At 60.0% G+C, this 16,387-nt stretch carries 15 protein-coding genes; 11 read left to right on the top strand and 4 right to left on the bottom strand.

Annotated features, from left to right (window positions below):
• Positions 1 to 46: 46 nt before the first annotated feature.
• Complete coding sequence (locus tag RD1_RS08870) at positions 47 to 1,423, bottom strand: L-serine ammonia-lyase (protein ID WP_011568144.1); 1,377 nt, start codon at positions 1,421 to 1,423, stop codon at positions 47 to 49.
• Between the two features lie 571 nt (positions 1,424 to 1,994).
• On the opposite strand from RD1_RS08870, the gene rpiA reads away from it, so the two are divergent.
• The 6 genes from rpiA (at position 1,995) to RD1_RS08900 (ending at position 8,275) form a co-directional block, all read left to right on the top strand.
• Positions 1,995 to 2,783, top strand: a complete 789-nt coding sequence (gene rpiA / locus RD1_RS08875) for a ribose-5-phosphate isomerase RpiA (protein WP_011568145.1) — start codon at positions 1,995 to 1,997, stop codon at positions 2,781 to 2,783.
• 95 nt (positions 2,784 to 2,878) lie between these two features.
• Positions 2,879 to 4,333, top strand: coding sequence for an FAD-dependent oxidoreductase (locus RD1_RS08880; protein ID WP_011568146.1), 1,455 nt, complete (start codon positions 2,879 to 2,881; stop codon positions 4,331 to 4,333).
• A gap of 73 nt (positions 4,334 to 4,406) precedes the next feature.
• On the top strand, positions 4,407 to 5,570 hold the full coding sequence (gene hflK / locus RD1_RS08885; protein WP_011568147.1) for an FtsH protease activity modulator HflK: 1,164 nt from the start codon (positions 4,407 to 4,409) through the stop codon (positions 5,568 to 5,570).
• Positions 5,570 to 6,469: a protease modulator HflC gene (gene hflC / locus RD1_RS08890; protein WP_011568148.1), complete on the top strand. Its 900-nt coding sequence runs from the start codon at positions 5,570 to 5,572 to the stop codon at positions 6,467 to 6,469. Before hflK ends, hflC begins: the two co-directional genes overlap by 1 nt.
• Positions 6,466 to 6,663, top strand: a complete 198-nt coding sequence (locus RD1_RS08895) for a DUF2065 domain-containing protein (protein ID WP_011568149.1) — start codon at positions 6,466 to 6,468, stop codon at positions 6,661 to 6,663. Before hflC ends, RD1_RS08895 begins: the two co-directional genes overlap by 4 nt.
• Before the next feature lie 148 nt (positions 6,664 to 6,811).
• The gene (locus RD1_RS08900) at positions 6,812 to 8,275 is read left to right on the top strand and encodes a Do family serine endopeptidase (protein WP_011568150.1); all 1,464 of its coding nucleotides are present in this window, start codon (positions 6,812 to 6,814) and stop codon (positions 8,273 to 8,275) included.
• Positions 8,276 to 8,339: 64 nt separating this feature from the next.
• Here the strand turns inward: RD1_RS08900 and RD1_RS08905 are convergent, their stop codons facing one another.
• Positions 8,340 to 8,735, bottom strand: coding sequence for an OB-fold nucleic acid binding domain-containing protein (locus RD1_RS08905; RefSeq protein WP_011568151.1), 396 nt, complete (start codon positions 8,733 to 8,735; stop codon positions 8,340 to 8,342).
• 124 nt (positions 8,736 to 8,859) lie between these two features.
• Between RD1_RS08905 and RD1_RS08910 the strand changes: the two genes are divergently transcribed.
• On the top strand, positions 8,860 to 9,183 hold the full coding sequence (locus RD1_RS08910; protein ID WP_011568152.1) for a 2Fe-2S iron-sulfur cluster-binding protein: 324 nt from the start codon (positions 8,860 to 8,862) through the stop codon (positions 9,181 to 9,183).
• The gene (locus RD1_RS08915) at positions 9,183 to 9,929 is read left to right on the top strand and encodes an FG-GAP repeat domain-containing protein (protein ID WP_011568153.1); all 747 of its coding nucleotides are present in this window, start codon (positions 9,183 to 9,185) and stop codon (positions 9,927 to 9,929) included. Before RD1_RS08910 ends, RD1_RS08915 begins: the two co-directional genes overlap by 1 nt.
• 100 nt (positions 9,930 to 10,029) lie before the next feature.
• On the opposite strand, the gene purD is transcribed toward RD1_RS08915, so the two are convergent.
• Positions 10,030 to 11,295 carry a phosphoribosylamine--glycine ligase gene (purD, locus tag RD1_RS08920; protein WP_011568154.1) on the bottom strand — a complete coding sequence of 422 codons (1,266 nt, stop codon included), beginning with the start codon at positions 11,293 to 11,295 and terminating at the stop codon, positions 10,030 to 10,032.
• A 79-nt stretch (positions 11,296 to 11,374) separates the two neighbouring features.
• Here purD and xseA point away from each other — a divergent pair, with 79 nt between their 5' ends.
• Positions 11,375 to 12,916 (top strand): exodeoxyribonuclease VII large subunit, encoded by a 1,542-nt coding sequence (xseA, locus tag RD1_RS08925; protein ID WP_011568155.1) that lies wholly within the window; start codon positions 11,375 to 11,377, stop codon positions 12,914 to 12,916.
• 106 nt (positions 12,917 to 13,022) lie between these two features.
• On the opposite strand, the gene RD1_RS08930 is transcribed toward xseA, so the two are convergent.
• Positions 13,023 to 13,439, bottom strand: a complete 417-nt coding sequence (locus tag RD1_RS08930) for a hypothetical protein (RefSeq protein WP_011568156.1) — start codon at positions 13,437 to 13,439, stop codon at positions 13,023 to 13,025.
• A 429-nt stretch (positions 13,440 to 13,868) separates the two neighbouring features.
• On the opposite strand from RD1_RS08930, the gene ftsY reads away from it, so the two are divergent.
• Both ftsY and RD1_RS08940 read left to right on the top strand, forming a co-directional pair.
• Entirely contained in the window at positions 13,869 to 15,407 is a 1,539-nt protein-coding gene (gene ftsY / locus RD1_RS08935) for a signal recognition particle-docking protein FtsY (RefSeq protein WP_011568158.1), read from the top strand.
• A 70-nt stretch (positions 15,408 to 15,477) separates the two neighbouring features.
• Complete coding sequence (locus RD1_RS08940) at positions 15,478 to 16,386, top strand: EamA family transporter (protein ID WP_011568159.1); 909 nt, start codon at positions 15,478 to 15,480, stop codon at positions 16,384 to 16,386.
• The last annotated feature ends 1 nt before the right edge of the window (position 16,387 follow it).

Below are 16,387 nucleotides of genomic sequence, written 5' to 3' on the forward strand. Positions count from 1 at the left end.
CTAAGGCGATCCCAATGGCATTGCAAGCACAGGTTGTTTTTCCTGCTCAGCAGTTCGGCACGTTTACCGCCAATCCGCCAAGCGAGGTTTCCTTGTACTTCTCGGACATATCAAGGCCGGTCTGGCGCATGGTTTCGATGCATGCGTCCAGCGGAACCAGATGCGTACCATCGCCGCGCAGGGCCAGCGAAGCCGCTGATACGGCCTTGATTGCGCCAAGGCCATTGCGTTCGATGCAGGGCACCTGCACCAGACCCTTGACCGGATCACAGGTCATGCCAAGGTGGTGTTCGAGGGCGATTTCCGCGGCGTTTTCCACCTGAGCGGGGGTGCCGCCCATCACGGCGCACAGCCCCGCAGCGGCCATCGCCGCGGCAGAGCCGACCTCGGCCTGACAGCCCGCCTCAGCGCCTGAAATCGACGCATTGAACTTGACCAATCCGCCAATGGCGGCCGCCGTCAATAGAAAATCCTCGATATGCGCTTCTGACGCGCCCGGGACATGATCGAGATAATAGCGCAAGGTGGCTGGCAAAACGCCCGCAGCACCATTTGTGGGGGCGGTGACCACCTGCCCACCGGCGGCGTTTTCCTCGTTGACCGCCATGGCGTAGACGCTCATCCAGTCATTGATCGTATGGGGCGCGTTCAGGTTCATGCCCCGTTCAGCCATCAACGCATCATAGATGCCCTTGGCACGGCGTTTGACCTGCAGGCCGCCGGGCAAAATTCCATCCGTCGTCAGCCCACGCGTGATGCAGTCATCCATCACCTGCCACAGCCGTTTGGTGCCTTCTGCGAGGCTGGTCGGACAGCCACGGGCAATTTCATTCGCCCGCTTCATTTCGGCAATGTTCTTGCCGGAGGCGGTGGACATCTCAAGCATCTGGGCGGCGGATTTGAACGGGTAGGGGATGGGCGGACCGCTTTCATCGGTGTCCTTGCCCGCTGCGAGTTCGGCTTCGGTCATCACAAATCCACCGCCGATGGAATAGAAAACCTCGCGCAGAGTGACATCGCCCTGGGCATCCGTGGCGCGGATCATCATACCGTTTGCATGCCCAGTGAGCGGCGTCTCATAGTCGAACATCAGATCGCTTGCCGGGTCAAACCGCAGCGGGGGCAGGCCATCGACGTTCAGCGTCTTTGTCTCTTTGATCTTTGCGAGCGCGGCTTCGGCCTTGTCGGCGTCATAGGTATCGGGGACAAACCCCGCGAGCCCTAGAATGGTGGCCCGGTCCGTGGCATGACCCACACCTGTAAAGGCAAGCGAGCCATGCAGCGACACGCGCACCCCGTGAAATTCGAATGGCGAGGCGCGCATCATGTCAAGGAACCGTGCGGCGGCCACCATGGGGCCCATGGTGTGCGAGGATGAGGGGCCGATACCGACCTTGAACATATCAAAGACAGATAAAAACATTTAGGTGGCACTTCCTTCTGGCGGGTCTGGATGGCGTGGGGGAGTCACTGGGCTGCTGCACAACCCTTCGGCCGGTTGTGCGATCTTTACGGGCGGGCGCTGTTTCAGTTCATGCAAGGCTGCATCTATCGCGCCAATGGCCTCAAGGTCAAACCTTGTTCTACCCCCGTGAGGGAGATGACGCGCCACGCAGCCCATGATGCGCGCGCGGGGCGGGGATGCTCGTGCGTACCCGACAGCCACTGCGAAATGGCAGCGGTCTCAAAGATCGCACCCTGCTGGGTTTCCGGCAATGGGATCAACCACTTGCGTGGTCTACGCAGGGCGCAGGTCTTTCAACGCCAGACAAATCACCACCGGGGCGTCATCCGGCGCATAGCAAGACGCGTAATTTACCTTTTCCATGGTTCTGCCATGGTGAATTGGACGGCAAAGGGCGGTTGCGAAAGCTGCGATTGCAACGGAAAAATGTCTGGTGGTGCAGAACTATTCGGCAGGCAGGCGAGAATCGCCCTCGCACCTTGGCTGCATCTTTCTTATAAGGCGCGTGAGTCCACGCAAGGAGCCTGCGATGTCTTCCGAACTCTCGCCGATCGACAAGGCAAAATTCGTCTGTGCCAAACGGGCCGCACAACTTGTTGAAAGTGGCATGCGGGTTGGCTTGGGCACCGGATCAACAGCGGCCTGGCTCGTGCGCTGTCTGGGGCAAAGAGTGCGCAACGAGGGGCTGCAGATCACGGGGGTTCCCACATCGACACGTACCGCCGAATTGGCCCGTGAGGTTGGAATCGACATCATCACACTGGATGCGGCCAAGCGGCTGGATCTGACGATTGACGGTGCGGATGAATTTGACGGTGCGTTCAACCTGATCAAAGGCGGTGGCGGGGCTTTATTGCATGAAAAGGTGGTAGCGGCCTCGTCTGATCGCATGGTCGTGATTGCCGATGTGGGCAAGGAGGTCGAGACGCTGGGCGCCTTCCCGCTGCCAATCGAAGTCATCCCCTTCGGATTGCAGACGACCCATGCGCTGGTTGATGAAACCCTTGTGTCGATGGACGTTCTGGGGCGCGACAGCAGCCTGCGCATGGATGGCGACAAACCTTTCGTCACGGATGAAGGCAACCACATCATTGATCTGCACCTCAAACGGATTGGCGATGCGCGGCAGCTGGCGCTGACGCTCAATCAGGTGCCGGGTGTGGTTGAGAACGGTCTGTTCATTGATATCTGTGACACGGTTGTGCTGGGTTTTGGGGACGGAAAAGTCGAAGTGCGCGACATCAATGACGGCACCATTGCCAGCGAACGCATGATTTTTGCAGAAACCGACAATCTGTTCAGCGATCTGAGCGATTGATCGGAGCTATGCCTGTCTGACCGGTGTGACGCAGGAACAGGCAAACCTCTTGGCCCCGCTGCGGGTCAGCAGATTAATACAGAAAGGCCCTTCCCATGACTGACTTTGACTATGATCTTTTCGTAATCGGCGGCGGCTCTGGGGGCGTCAGGGCGGCGCGTGTTGCGGCCAGCGAAGCAGGCGCGAAGGTGGCTCTGGCGGAAGAAGACAGATACGGCGGCACCTGCGTGATCCGGGGCTGTGTGCCCAAAAAGCTGATGGTATTCGCCTCGGAATATGCGGGCATGCCGGATGAGGCGCAGGCCTATGGCTGGGACATGCAGAGAGGCGGCTTTGATTGGCCGGCTTTCAAAACCAAGCTGAACGCCGAACTGGACCGTCTTGAGCAGGTCTACCGCAGGCTGCTGTCGGAATCAGGTGTCGAGACCTTTGATGCACGCGCCACGGTGTCCGGCCAGCATGAGGTGACGCTGTCCGACGGGCAAACCAAATCGGCCAAACATATCCTCGTGGCAACCGGCGGCCACCCGGTCAGGCCCGACTTGCCCAATGCCCATCTTGGCATTGTGTCCGATGACATTTTCCATCTGGAAAACCTGCCCAAATCGGTTCTGATCGTAGGCGGGGGTTACATCGCCTGCGAATTCGCCGGTATTCTGAACGGGTTGGGGGTCAAGGTTACACAATACTATCGGGGGGCGCAGATTTTGCGTGGCTTTGATGACGAGGCGCGGGGCCTTGTGGCCGAACAGATGCGCGAGCGCGGCATTGATCTGAAAGTCGGCACCAACATTCTGGAGATGGCCCCGGCCAAGGAGCACGACAGCACGTCCGAAGGCGGTGCCATGGGCGGCACAGCGCAGGATCGCGCCGATCTTGCACAAATGCATGAAAGCGCTGCGACAAAAGGCCCGGTCTGGGTGAAATCCACCAGCGGCACCGAAGGAGTTTTTGACGTGGTCCTCTTCGCGACCGGGCGGGACCCGAACAGCAAAGACATGGGGCTTGAAGCGCAGGGCGTGAAACTGGGCCGGCGTGGCCAGATCGAGGTTGACGCCTACAGTCAGACCGCCGTGCCCTCCATCTATGCGATCGGCGATGTCACCGACCGCGTCAACCTGACGCCGGTTGCGATCCGCGAGGGCATGGCCTTTGTCGAAACCGTGTTCAAGGGCAATCCGACTGCCGTGGATCACGACCTGATCCCAAGCGCGATTTTCACCCAGCCCGAGATGGGCACGGTCGGTCTGGGCGAAGAAGCGGCCCGCGAACAGGAACCGGTTGAAATTTATTGCACTTCGTTTCGCCCCATGCGGACGGCTTTTGCCGAAAAACCGGACCGCGTGTTGATGAAACTTATTGTTTCCATAAAGACGCGAAAGGTCCTTGGATGCCATATTGTGGCCCCGAATGCGGGTGAAATGATCCAACTGGCGGGTGTTGCAATCAAGATGGGCGCAACCAAGGAAGACTTTGACCGAACGGTTGCGGTCCACCCCACAATGTCGGAAGAGATCGTGACGATGCGTTCTCCCATGCGCACGGCTTGAATTCCGGGCAGGGCAACGTACCTATGACTTGGTTTGATCGTGACGTTATGCGGTTTAGAAGGGAAAGAACTTAATGGCTGGCAACAATGGCGGCCCCTGGGGGGGCGGCGGAAATTCGGGCAATGACAGGCCGAACGGCGGTTCGGGCGGCGGAAATCGTGGATCAGGCGGCGGTGGCCCGCGCGGTCCCGGCGGCGAAGGGCCGCAAATTCCCGAGATAGATGAACTGGTCAAGAAGGGCCAGGAACGTCTGCGCGTTCTGATGGGCGGCAAAGGTGGAAATGGGACCGGCGGTGGTGCTGGCGGCGGTGGCGGTGGCGGACCCGCGCTGACGCGTGGCACGGTAGGGCTGGCGGCGCTGGCTGCGTTCGGCGCATGGTTGATGGCGAGCCTCTACACGGTGGCTCCCGAAGAGCAGTCGGTTGAACTGTTTCTGGGCGAATATTCGGCCACGGGTAATTCCGGTCTGAACTTTGCGCCATGGCCGCTTGTGACGGCCGAGGTTCTGCCGGTCACGCGGGAGCAAACCGAAGATATCGGCTCCCGTACAGGCAGCGGGCTGATGCTGACCACGGATGAAAACATCATCGACATTGACTTCCAGGTGGTCTGGAACATCAATGATCCGGCTAAATTTCTGTTCAACCTTGCAGAACCGCAGGAAACGATTCGCGCGGTGTCTGAATCAGCGATGCGCGAAGTGATTGCGCGCAATGAATTGGCACCTATCCTCAACCGGGATCGTCAGGTGATTGCCGATGAGGCCGAACAGCTTATTCAGGCGACACTCGATCAATATGACAGCGGCGTGAATATCATCCGTCTCAACCTCGACAAGGCCGACCCGCCGCGCGAGGTCATCGACAGCTTCCGCGAAGTGCAGGCGGCAGAGCAGGAGCGCGATCGTCTGGAGCGTCAGGCCGATGCCTATGCCAACCGCGTGACCGCGGGCGCACGGGGTGAAGCCGCCAGCCAGCTGGAACAGGCCGAAGCCTATCGTGCCCAGCAAGTCAACGAGGCACAGGGTGAGGCGGCGCGTTTCACATCGGTCCTTGAGGAATACGCCAAGGCCCCGGAAGTAACGCGCAAACGTCTCTATCTGGAGACCATGGAAAAAGTGTTTGGAAGTGTCGACAAGATCATTCTTGAAAGCGGTCTTGGCGGTGAAGGCGGAAACGGGGTCGTGCCCTATCTGCCACTCAATGAGTTGCGTCGTACAGGCGGAGGGATAAACTGATGAAAGCTGCTAAGTTTCTGATCCCGATCGGGGTAATTGCGATTGTTGGTGTTCTGAGTTCGGTGTTCATCGTGGATGAACGCGAAAAAGCGCTTGTGCTGCAGTTTGGCCAGATCAAATCCGTCAAGGAAGATCCGGGTCTCGCGTTCAAAATTCCGTTTATTCAGGATGTTGTGCGCTACGATGACAGAACGTTGTCGCTGGATACGGATGTGGTCGAGGTCACGCCATCGGATGACCGGCGTCTGGTTGTTGACGCCTTTGCCCGCTACCGCATCTCTGACGTGGTGCAGTTCCGGCAGGCGGTTGGTGTCGGGGGCCTGCGCGCCGCCGAGGACCGTCTTGAAGGTATCCTCAACCCGACAATCCGGGCGGTTCTGGGTTCTGACGGGGTGACGTCCAACACGATCCTCTCTGCGGATCGTGCGGAACTGATGGCGCGGATCACAACGCAGGCGCGTCAACGCGCTTTGCCTCTGGGTCTTGAGGTGATCGACGTGCGTTTGAAACAGACGAACCTGCCCGATCAGAACCTTGACGCGACCTTTGCAAGGATGCGCGCGGAACGTGAGCGCGAAGCGGCGGACGAAATTGCGCGTGGTGAGGAAGCGGCACAAAGGGTGCGGGCTCTGGCAGATCGTACGGTGGTCGAACTGACGTCGGAAGCGACGCGCGAGGCCGACATCGTGCGCGGTCAGGCGGATGCGGAGCGGAACGCGATTTTCGCAGATGCCTTTGGCGCAGATCCTGAATTCTTTGAATTCTATCGCTCCCTTACTGCCTATGAACGCGCCTTGCAGGGAACCAACTCGACGATGGTGATGTCACCGGATTCGGAGTTCTTCAACTACCTGCGCAGCGACCAGGGATTGCGTTCTGAGGAGGGCGAGAGCCGGTGAGCACGATCCTTCTGGCCTTAGGGTTGGTGATGATTATCGAGGGGCTGGCCTATGCGCTGGCCCCTTCGCTTATTGAGCGCATGCTTGAGATGTTGCGCTCCCTGCCGGAAACGGCGGTGCGGCAAATGGGTTTGCTGATCGCGGTCAGCGGGCTCATTCTGGTGTGGGCGGCGTGGCAACTTGGCGGCGTGTGAACCGAAGCCCCGCGCTCACGGGGAGTTGAAACCGCGCGAGGGTGGCCCATCTTATGATTTTGAAACTGCATGGCTACATGCAGACTGGCTTAGAGCGCAAAACAAGCGCAGAGTATGACAGGCAACAACGTATTTCAGGAGACGACGCATGACATCCCAAACGGTAACCATGCCAAACATAGATTCAGCGCAGACACGGTTTCGGTTATTGATGGTCGCAGTTCTGGCAATGGCTTTTGCGCTGGTGGCACCGCTCACAGGGCATGCACAACCTGCAAGCCTTGCACCGCTGGCTGAAAAGATCAGCCCCTCGGTAGTCAATATCACAACCTCGACGACCGTATCACGTCGGACGGGGCCACAGGGGATTGTGCCCGAAGGCTCGCCCTTCGAGGATTTTTTCCGCGACCGCAATATCGGACCAGAGGGTGCGCCGCGCCGCTCGTCTGCGCTCGGCTCGGGCTTCGTGATTTCTGAAGATGGCTATGTGGTCACCAACAACCACGTGATTGAAGGCGCGGATGAGATTCTGATCGAATTTTTCGATGGCGGCGAATTGGTTGCCGAGGTGGTAGGAACGGACCCGAACACCGATATCGCCTTGCTGAAGGTGGAAGCGGATGCGCCACTGCCGTTCGTGTCCTTTGGCGACAGTGACAGCGCGCGGGTCGGGGATTGGGTGATCGCTATGGGCAACCCGCTGGGGCAGGGTTTCTCCGTCTCCGCCGGGATCGTATCGGCACGCAACCGCGAACTCAGTGGCCGCTATGATGACTATATCCAGACCGATGCGGCCATCAACCGCGGAAACTCCGGCGGTCCGTTGTTCAACATGGATGGCGAAGTGATTGGCGTGAACACGGCCATCCTGTCACCGACGGGCGGGTCGATCGGGCTCGGTTTCTCGATGGCCGCAAATGTTGTGACCCGTGTGGTGGACCAGTTGCAGGAATTCGGCGAGACGCGGCGCGGCTGGTTGGGTGTGCAAATTCAGGACGTGACCGAGGATATGGCCGAAGCGATGGGGCTTGCCTCGACAGATGGGGCTGCGGTGAATGGTGTGCTGGAGGGTCCGGCAATGGAAGCAGGTATCGAGATCGGCGATGTCATCATCAGCTTTGACGGGCGCGACGTGGAAGACACGCGCGGTCTGGTGCGTCAGGTTGGGAATACGCCGGTTGGTGAGGCTGTGCGCGTTGTCGTGCGGCGGGGCGATGAAACCAAAACCCTGCTTGTGACACTTGGCCGCCGTGAAGAAGCCGAAGGTGCCGTACCTGCCGTGGCGCAGGCCCCTGAGGATGATGCGCCAACCTCTGCCGAGATGATGGGGCTTACCTTGATGGTGCTGAACGATGAGTTGCGTGAGCAACTTGGCGCCACGCCGGAAACCGAAGGTCTGGCCGTCATGGAGGTGGACGAAGCATCCGAAGCCTTTGAGAAAGGCCTGCGCGCCGGGGACGTGATCACCGAAGCTGGCCAGAAAAAGGTGACAAGCATCGCGGATCTTGAAACCCGCGTTGAAGAAGCCAGGGAAGCCGGGCGCAAGTCGTTGCTGCTGCTGGTGCGCCGTGCGGGTGATCCACGGTTCGTGGCGCTGTCCCTCGCCGAGTGATCGGATCGGAAAAAGTGGTAAAAGGGGCGCTCTTGCAGCGCCCTTTTTTGTGCCGGGGAGGGGGTTACTCAGATGCCTTGTTTTCCTGCACAAGACCATCCAGCAAAGGCGATAAATCCTCGATCTTTTCCGCCAGAACATGGGTGACGGAATGGGCGCGCTGAAGCCTGCCTGTAACGCGCAACATCCGCCCCGCGATCACCGCGCGGCGGAATTTTTCATAGATATTCCGCCAGACAATCACATTCACAACGCCGGTCTCATCCTCCAGCGTGAGAAAGATAACACCCTTTGCCGTGCCGGGACGCTGGCGTAAAATGACGATGCCGGCCACGGCAACCCGTGCATTTTGCGGTGGCTGTGTCAGTTGCCGCGCGACAAGGCAGGCGGGGGGGCTGGGCCACTTCCCAGCGGGTTTCGCATTGACCGGCGAGGCGGGGTGAGACGTGATAACCTGCATGAGAACAAATATAGAACAAAAGAAATCAAAAACAATCCTCTGCGAAGGGGGTCGTAAAACAGGCGCCCGCGCTCTATATGCCGACACAGAACGGATTGAACACGGCAAGAAGGAATGGATCAACGTGGCCAAAATCACCTATATTGAACACGGCGGAACGGAACATGTTGTCGAGGTCGCAAACGGCCTGACTGTCATGGAAGGCGCGCGCGACAATAACATTCCCGGTATCGAAGCCGATTGTGGCGGTGCCTGCGCGTGTTCCACTTGCCACGTCTATGTTGATCCTGCGTGGGTCGAAAAGCTGCCCGGCAAGGACGATATGGAAGAAGACATGCTTGATTTTGCCTATGAACCTGATCCGGCGCGCTCGCGGCTGACCTGCCAGCTGAAAGTTACGGATGCTCTGGATGGGCTGATCGTGCAAATGCCGGAAAAACAGATCTGATGCCTGCGTGGGCGCGGCGTCTTCTGGCGCGCTGCCTGCACCGGTTCACCCGCCGCGCGTTGCCAGTGTTGTGCCTGTTGCAGGGCGCGGCACAGGCCTCTGAGGCCATCGTCTCGGCAAAGTACGAAGGCCCGACGGATCGCTATGCGCATGCCGTCCTTGGGGATGGGATCGAGCATGAAACACTTGTCCTGACACTGGCCGATGGGACGTTTCGCCGGTTCACCCTGCCGGAGACGTCGGTTTTTGAAGATACCGAACCCCGGCTTGCCGATCTTGACGCAGATGGGTCACCGGAAGTCATCGTTGTGCAAAGCGACCAGTCGGAGGGCGCGCGACTGGCTGTTTATGACGCGGCCGGTCTGATCACGGCGACCCCCTACATCGGAAGTCGCTTCCGCTGGCTTGCCCCTTTGGGCGCGTCTGACCTTGATGGGGACGGGCGTATGGAGATCGCCTACATTGACCGTCCCCATCTGGCAAAAACACTGCGCATCTGGCGCTATGAAGACCGCCGGCTGAACGACATCGCGGCACTTGCCGGGGTCACGAACCATCGCATTGGGGAGCGTGACATCGCCGGTGGCATCCGGCAGTGCGACGGCATGCCGGAGATGATCGTCGCAGGTGCCGATTGGCAAGAATTGCGTGCGGTCCGTTTCGTGGGCGGTCTTTTTGAAACGCGACTTCTTGGTGCGGACACGTCCCGTGATGCGTTTGCAGCTGCCATGAAATGCGAAGGCTGAAGCGTCATGCGAAAAACCTGAACCACGCAAGCGCTGCCTGAAATCGACGGTTTCAACGCGGTATGTGAAACGTGATGTTTCAGGTATTTCGTCAGACGCTCTAATCCAATGCGCGCCAGCCGATGTCCCGGCGACAAAAGCCGTCCGGCCAGTCGATCTGATCCACCATGGCGTAGGCCCTTTCGCGCGCCTCGCTCAGGGATGCGGCGCGCGCGGTCACACCAAGAACCCGACCACCGCTGGCGATGTAGCGACCGTCCCTGCGGGCTGTCCCGGCATGAAAGATCATCTGTTTGCTGTCTTCCTTGAAACCTTCCAGCCCGCCAATGACGGAGCCTTTTTCATAGCTGCCGGGATATCCGCGCGCGGCCAGCACGACCGTCAAAGCATGATCATCTGCCCAATTGACCTGAACCTCTCCCAGTCTGCCTTCGGCGGTGGCCTGAATAAGGTCCAATACCTGCGCACCAAGGCGCATCATCAGAGCCTGACATTCCGGGTCGCCAAAGCGCACGTTGTATTCGACGAGCCGGGGTGCGCCGTCCTTGATCATCAGGCCGACGAAGAGCACCCCTTGATAGGGCGTCCCGCGCCGGGTCATTTCGGCCATGGTTGGCTGCACGATCTGGTCCAGCGCCGCCTGCGTTACCTCGGGCGTCATCACCGGGGCAGGGGAATAGGCGCCCATGCCGCCGGTATTGGGGCCTGTGTCGCCGTCACCCACACGCTTGTGATCCTGCGCCGTGCCGATGGGCAGCACGGTTTCGCCATCGCAGAGCACAAAGAAGGACGCCTCTTCGCCTTCCATGAATTCTTCGATCACGACTTCTGCGCCCGCCGCGCCGAAACTGCCGCCGAACATGTCATCAAGAGCGTTCAGCGCCTCGTCGACCGTCTGGGCGATGATCACGCCTTTGCCCGCGGCCAGACCGTCGGCCTTGATGACAATGGGTGCGCCTTGTGCCTTGACATAGGCCCGCGCCGCAGCCCGGTCGGTGAAATGCGCATAAGCGGCGGTCGGCGCACCCGCTGCATCGCAGATGGTTTTGGTGAAGGCTTTCGAGGCCTCCAGCTTTGCTGCTTCGAGGCCGGGGCCGAAAACCGAAATGCCCGCATCCCGCAGGCGATCCGCGACACCCGCGGCGAGGGGCGCTTCGGGCCCGACGATCACCAGATCAATGGCATTTGCATCGGCAAAACCTGCGACGGCCCCGCCATCCTCGATGTTGAGGGACGCGCATTCGGCGATCCCCGCAATCCCCGCATTGCCGGGGGCCATGATCAGGCGATCACATTTGGGGTTCTGTTTGACCGCCCAGGCCAGAGCGTGTTCGCGCCCCCCGCTGCCGAGAATAAGAATGTTCATGAAGGGCTCCCGATCTGCTTGGCCTTAGGTTCAGGGCGTTCTAAGCTGGCGGGGAACCTGTGACAACACCCGAGGCGCTATGGACTTGCTTGACGATCCCACACCGGGTCAGAATACGCCTGAATTCACGGTCAGTGAAATCTCGGGCGCTGTGAAACGCACGCTGGAGGGAGAGTTCGGCCGCGTGCGGGTGCGCGGCGAGGTCAGCCGCGTGATCAGGGCGCGATCGGGCCATATGTATTACGACATCAAGGATGATCGGAACCAGCTTGCCTGCACTACATGGAAAGGGCAGGTCGCCCGGCTGAGCGTGATCCCCGAAGAGGGGCTTGAGGTGGTCGTGACAGGGCGCATCACCGCCTATGGCGCACAGTCCAAGTACAACATGAATGTGGATGAGGTAGCTGTCGCGGGCAAGGGCGCGCTGATGGCGCTGCTGGAAAAACGCAAGAAGCAGTTGCAGGCCGAGGGGCTGTTTGAGGCATCGCGCAAACGTCCGTTGCCCTATCTGCCGGAAATCATCGGGGTTGTGACGTCGCCGACCGGGGCAGTGATCCGCGATATTCTGCACCGCCTGCGCGACCGCTTCCCGCGCAAGGTGCTGATCTGGCCCGTGGCGGTTCAGGGTGAGAGATGCGCGCCCGAGGTTGCGGCAGCCATCGCGGGCTTCAACGCGCTGGCACCGGGCGGCGCCTTGCCGCGCCCGGACCTGATCATCGTGGCGCGCGGCGGTGGCTCGGTCGAGGACCTGTGGGGATTTAACGAGGAGAGCGTCGCGCGGGCAGCGGCAGCGTCAGATATTCCGCTGATTTCCGCAGTGGGCCATGAAACCGACACCACGCTGATCGATTATGTGTCTGACAAACGTGCGCCTACACCCACGGCGGCCGCTGAATTGGCGGTGCCGGTACGCCATGAGCTGATCGCATGGGTCGAGCAGCAGGATGCGCGCATGCGTCAGGCGCTCAGCCAGGGGTTGACCCGCCGGGACCAGCGCCTGCGCGACATGGCCCGTGCCTTGCCGCGCCCGGACAGTCTGCTGGAAAGCCCGCGTCAACTGGTCGACACGCGCGGCGCACGGCTGGCCCCGGCGCTGATGTCCGGGGTGCAGAGGCGCAAGATACGTCTGGCGGATGTCAGCGGGTCACTGCGACCTGCGATGCTGACGCGCGCTGTGCAGGCAGAGGACCGGCAACTAAAGGAAAAGGTGCGCCGTCTGCAACCGGCTTTGTTGCGCGCTCTGGCGACGCGCAAAGAGCAACTGGAAACACGGGTGCGGCGATATCGCCCGGCAGTCCTTGAGCAGGAGTATCGACGCAAGAAACAGCATTTTGATGACGTGGTGCACCGTCTGGGCAAAGTGGGCGAGCAGAACCTTGATGCGGCCCGCCGCAAACTCGACGCGTTGGGACGGCTGAATGAAACCCTCAGCTACAAGGCCACGCTGGCGCGCGGTTTTGCCGTTGTGCGTGCGGATGGGGCCGTGGTGACAGACAGCAAGACCGCGAAAACGGCCAGCAGTCTGGAAATCCAGTTCGCAGATGGCCGCGTGACGCTGGGCGGCAAACCCGCGTCGAGGAAATCAGCGGGCAAACCACCGGAACAGGGGTCGCTGTTCTAAAGCGTCATGTGAAGCCCTGTATCACGTAACGCTGCCTCTAATCAAAGATTTCAACGCGTTACGTGATGTTTGATGTTTCAGGCATTTCGTCAGACGCGTCAGGGCATCAGACACCGACGTCGGGGCCGAGGCAGATCATCTCTTCGTTCACGTCTTCAGCTTCGTATAATTCGGTCGCACCGGGCAGGTTCTCGAACCGGGCGGAAAGGCGGCCATTCTCCTTGGTAAAGGCCCAGCATTGCGGCGTCGGGTTATCTTCGTAGACAAAGCAAATCTGCCCTGCCTCTTCGTACCAGAACCCTTCCTTGCACTGCCCATCCAGAAACGACCACTTGACACGACGGTCATCGAGATAGACCTCCGCCCCATATTTCTCACCGTTCTGGCCATAAAACAGCGTTTTGCCGCGGGTATATGCATCAAACGCCTGACCATCCATGGGCTCCGCCGCAAGGGCCAGATCGGCGCAAAAGATGGCGAGGCTGGTGGCAATTGCCGGAATGAACATTGGACGTTTCTGCATGTTTACTCACCTTTGGACGTTACGTTTCAAACTGAAGCCAGCGCACCCATGGTGCCAAAGCTGGCAATACTCTTGCGCTGCGGCACCAGTGGTTACTCGGGTGGCCTTTTGTTAACACTCTGTTTACCTCTTTGCGGCTGTTGCTCCAAGATACTTGTTGTTTTGCGGTTAATGGCGCGCCTGTCGGCTGGCACCAAAGGGAGCTTTCGATTTGCTCTGCGGTGGGGTCTTTTATGCGGCGAAACCACAGGACCACCTGACAATGCCCGGCCTTGTCCCTTTGCGCGTGCCGGCCCTGGGCAAGGTGCCAGAGCATGGCGACGGTGCATCGGTGCGAGACCTGCTACCTGTGCGGCCCACCCTCGGGTCTTTTGTTTCCTGCCAAATCCTCTTAGATGATCATGAACCGGTTTAGAGGCAGGCCCGCGCATGGCGTTTTTCAAAAAACTCAAAGACAAACTGTTCAAATCCTCATCAAGGATTGATGAGGGGTTGGAAGCCATCGTTGATGATGGCGGTGTGGAGGAAACGGTTGATGTTAAACCGGCCTCTGCTGCCGGGATGCATGAAACGCACGCGACGGCGCAGGTCGCGGCCCCTGAAGCTGCGGATGCCGACGTTTTGGCCGAACCCTCTGATGCCTCCGCGCCGGAACCTGATCCCGCTGAGCAAAAAACGGTTGATGAAAATACGGCGGATGTGCCCGTCAAAGCGCTTGACCCGCAGGAAGCGACCGTGGCCTTTTCGCCAGAGCCAGAGCCAGAGCCAGAGCCAGAGCCAGAGCCAGAGCCAGAGCCAGAGCCAGAGCCAGAGCCAGAGCCAGAGCCAGAGCCAGAGCCAGAGCCAGAGCCAGAGCCAGAGCCAGAGCCAGAGCCAGAGCCAGAGCCAGAGCCAGAGCCAGAGCCAGAGCCAGAGCCAGAGCGCACGCCTGTCGCCCATGCGCCGCCAACACCCGAGGTGCCTGAGGTTGAGGTCGCACCGGCGCAACACAGCGCAGAGGATGATCCGTTTGAGCTGCCGCGCGCGACCGCGCCTATTGCCTCGGACCTTTCCGAACCGACCCCTGTCGTGCGTGATAAACCGGGGTTGCTTGGTCGCCTGATGGGGCGGCAGGCGCCTGCCACCGTGGTGCGGCGCACGCTGGACGATGACATGCTGGAACAGCTCGAAGAGCTGTTGATTTCGGCCGATATGGGCGTGGACACCGCGCTGCGGGTCGTAGCGAACATGGCCGAAGGGCGGGTCGGGAAAAAACTCTCGGTTCAGGAAATCAAGGAGTTGCTGGCCTCCGAAATCGCGCAGATCATGGAGCCTGTGGCGAAACCCTTGCCGCTTTACCCCCGAACACCGCAGGTTGTTCTGGTCGTGGGGGTGAACGGCTCCGGAAAGACAACCACCATCGGCAAACTGGCCAGCCAGTTTCGCGCGGCAGGCAAAAAGGTTGTCATCGCTGCGGGTGATACCTTTCGCGCTGCCGCAGTTGAGCAATTGCAAGTCTGGGGGGATCGCGCGGGCGTGCCTGTGCTGACAGCGCCGGAAGGGTCCGACCCGGCAAGTCTTGCCTTTGACGCCATGCTCAAGGCGCAGCGGGACGGCGCGGATCTGCTGCTGATCGACACGGCGGGCCGCTTGCAGAACCGGACAGACCTGATGGAAGAACTGGCCAAGATCGTGCGCGTGATCCGCAAGAACGACGAAACGGCACCCCATAATACCTTGCTGGTGCTGGATGCGACGACGGGGCAGAACGCACTTAATCAGGTCAAGGTGTTCAGCGATATTTCGGATGTCTCCGGCCTTGTGATGACCAAACTGGACGGGACTGCCAAGGGCGGCGTGCTCGTGGCACTGGCCGATAAATTCGGCCTGCCGATCCATGCAATCGGTGTGGGCGAACAGATCGATGATCTTGACGCCTTCGACCCCGAGGATTTCGCCGACGCGCTCATGGGGCTTGAACGCGCGTGATCTTTCGCGCAGCCCGGTCGTGCAATTGCGCAGCGGGTGTGCGCCTTGCAGCGGATCGTAAAGCCACGGGATGACAGATTGGCTGATCTCCATCGAAGGCACCGCGGCGGGCCACCGGCTGGCCCTCTGGCTGGCCATCCTGGCGGCGTTTCTGCATGCGGTCTTTGGTGCCTTGCAAAAGGGCAGGCATGATCCGTGGATATCCCGCGGGGCCATTGATTTTTCCTACATGGTGATGGCGGCACCTTTTGCGTTCTTCGTCGTGCCCTGGCCGGAACCACATATGTGGCCGATCTTTGCTGGGGCCTGGGTGATCCATACGCTCTACAAAATACTGCAAGCCATGGCCTATACGCGCGGCGCTTACACGGTTGTCTACCCGGTTGTGCGCGGCACCGGCCCGCTTTTTGCTGTCATCGGTGCCTATCTGATCTTTGGCGAGACATTCACCCTCGTGCAATGGGGCGGCATCGTAGTGTTGTTGTCGGGCATCTTCGGGTTGGCCATCTACAACATGATATTTCTGGTATCAGAGCGTGACACGCTGCATGCAGCCTTGGGGTTTGCCGTGCTCACCGGGTTATTCGTGGCTCTTTACACAACCTATGACGCCTACGGGATTCGCGCCACGGCCAACCCGTTCACATTTCTGGCGTGGTTCTTTCTGATTGATGGTTTTTTCATGCCGCTTGTGGCCGTGCGCCGCTGGTGGGCCATGCCGAGCACCGCGCGCCCGGAACTGCCAGCGCTCGCGATGCGCGGTGTGAGCGGTGGATTCATTGCATATTTCAGTTTTGGCAGCATCATGCTTGCCACACGGCTTGATAAGGTCGGCGAAGCGGCGGTGTTGCGCGAAACATCGACGGTTTTTGCGGCGATCATCGGGTGGCTGTTTCTGAAAGAAACCGTCGGGCCGCGGCGCATTGCGCTTATGGCATTGATTGCGCTGGGGGCCGTGATAGTTGAGGTGGGCGGATAGG

Origin of the sequence: Roseobacter denitrificans OCh 114 (genome assembly GCF_000014045.1) — a bacterium.
In the GTDB taxonomy this organism is placed as follows: Bacteria; Pseudomonadota; Alphaproteobacteria; order Rhodobacterales; family Rhodobacteraceae; genus Roseobacter; species Roseobacter denitrificans.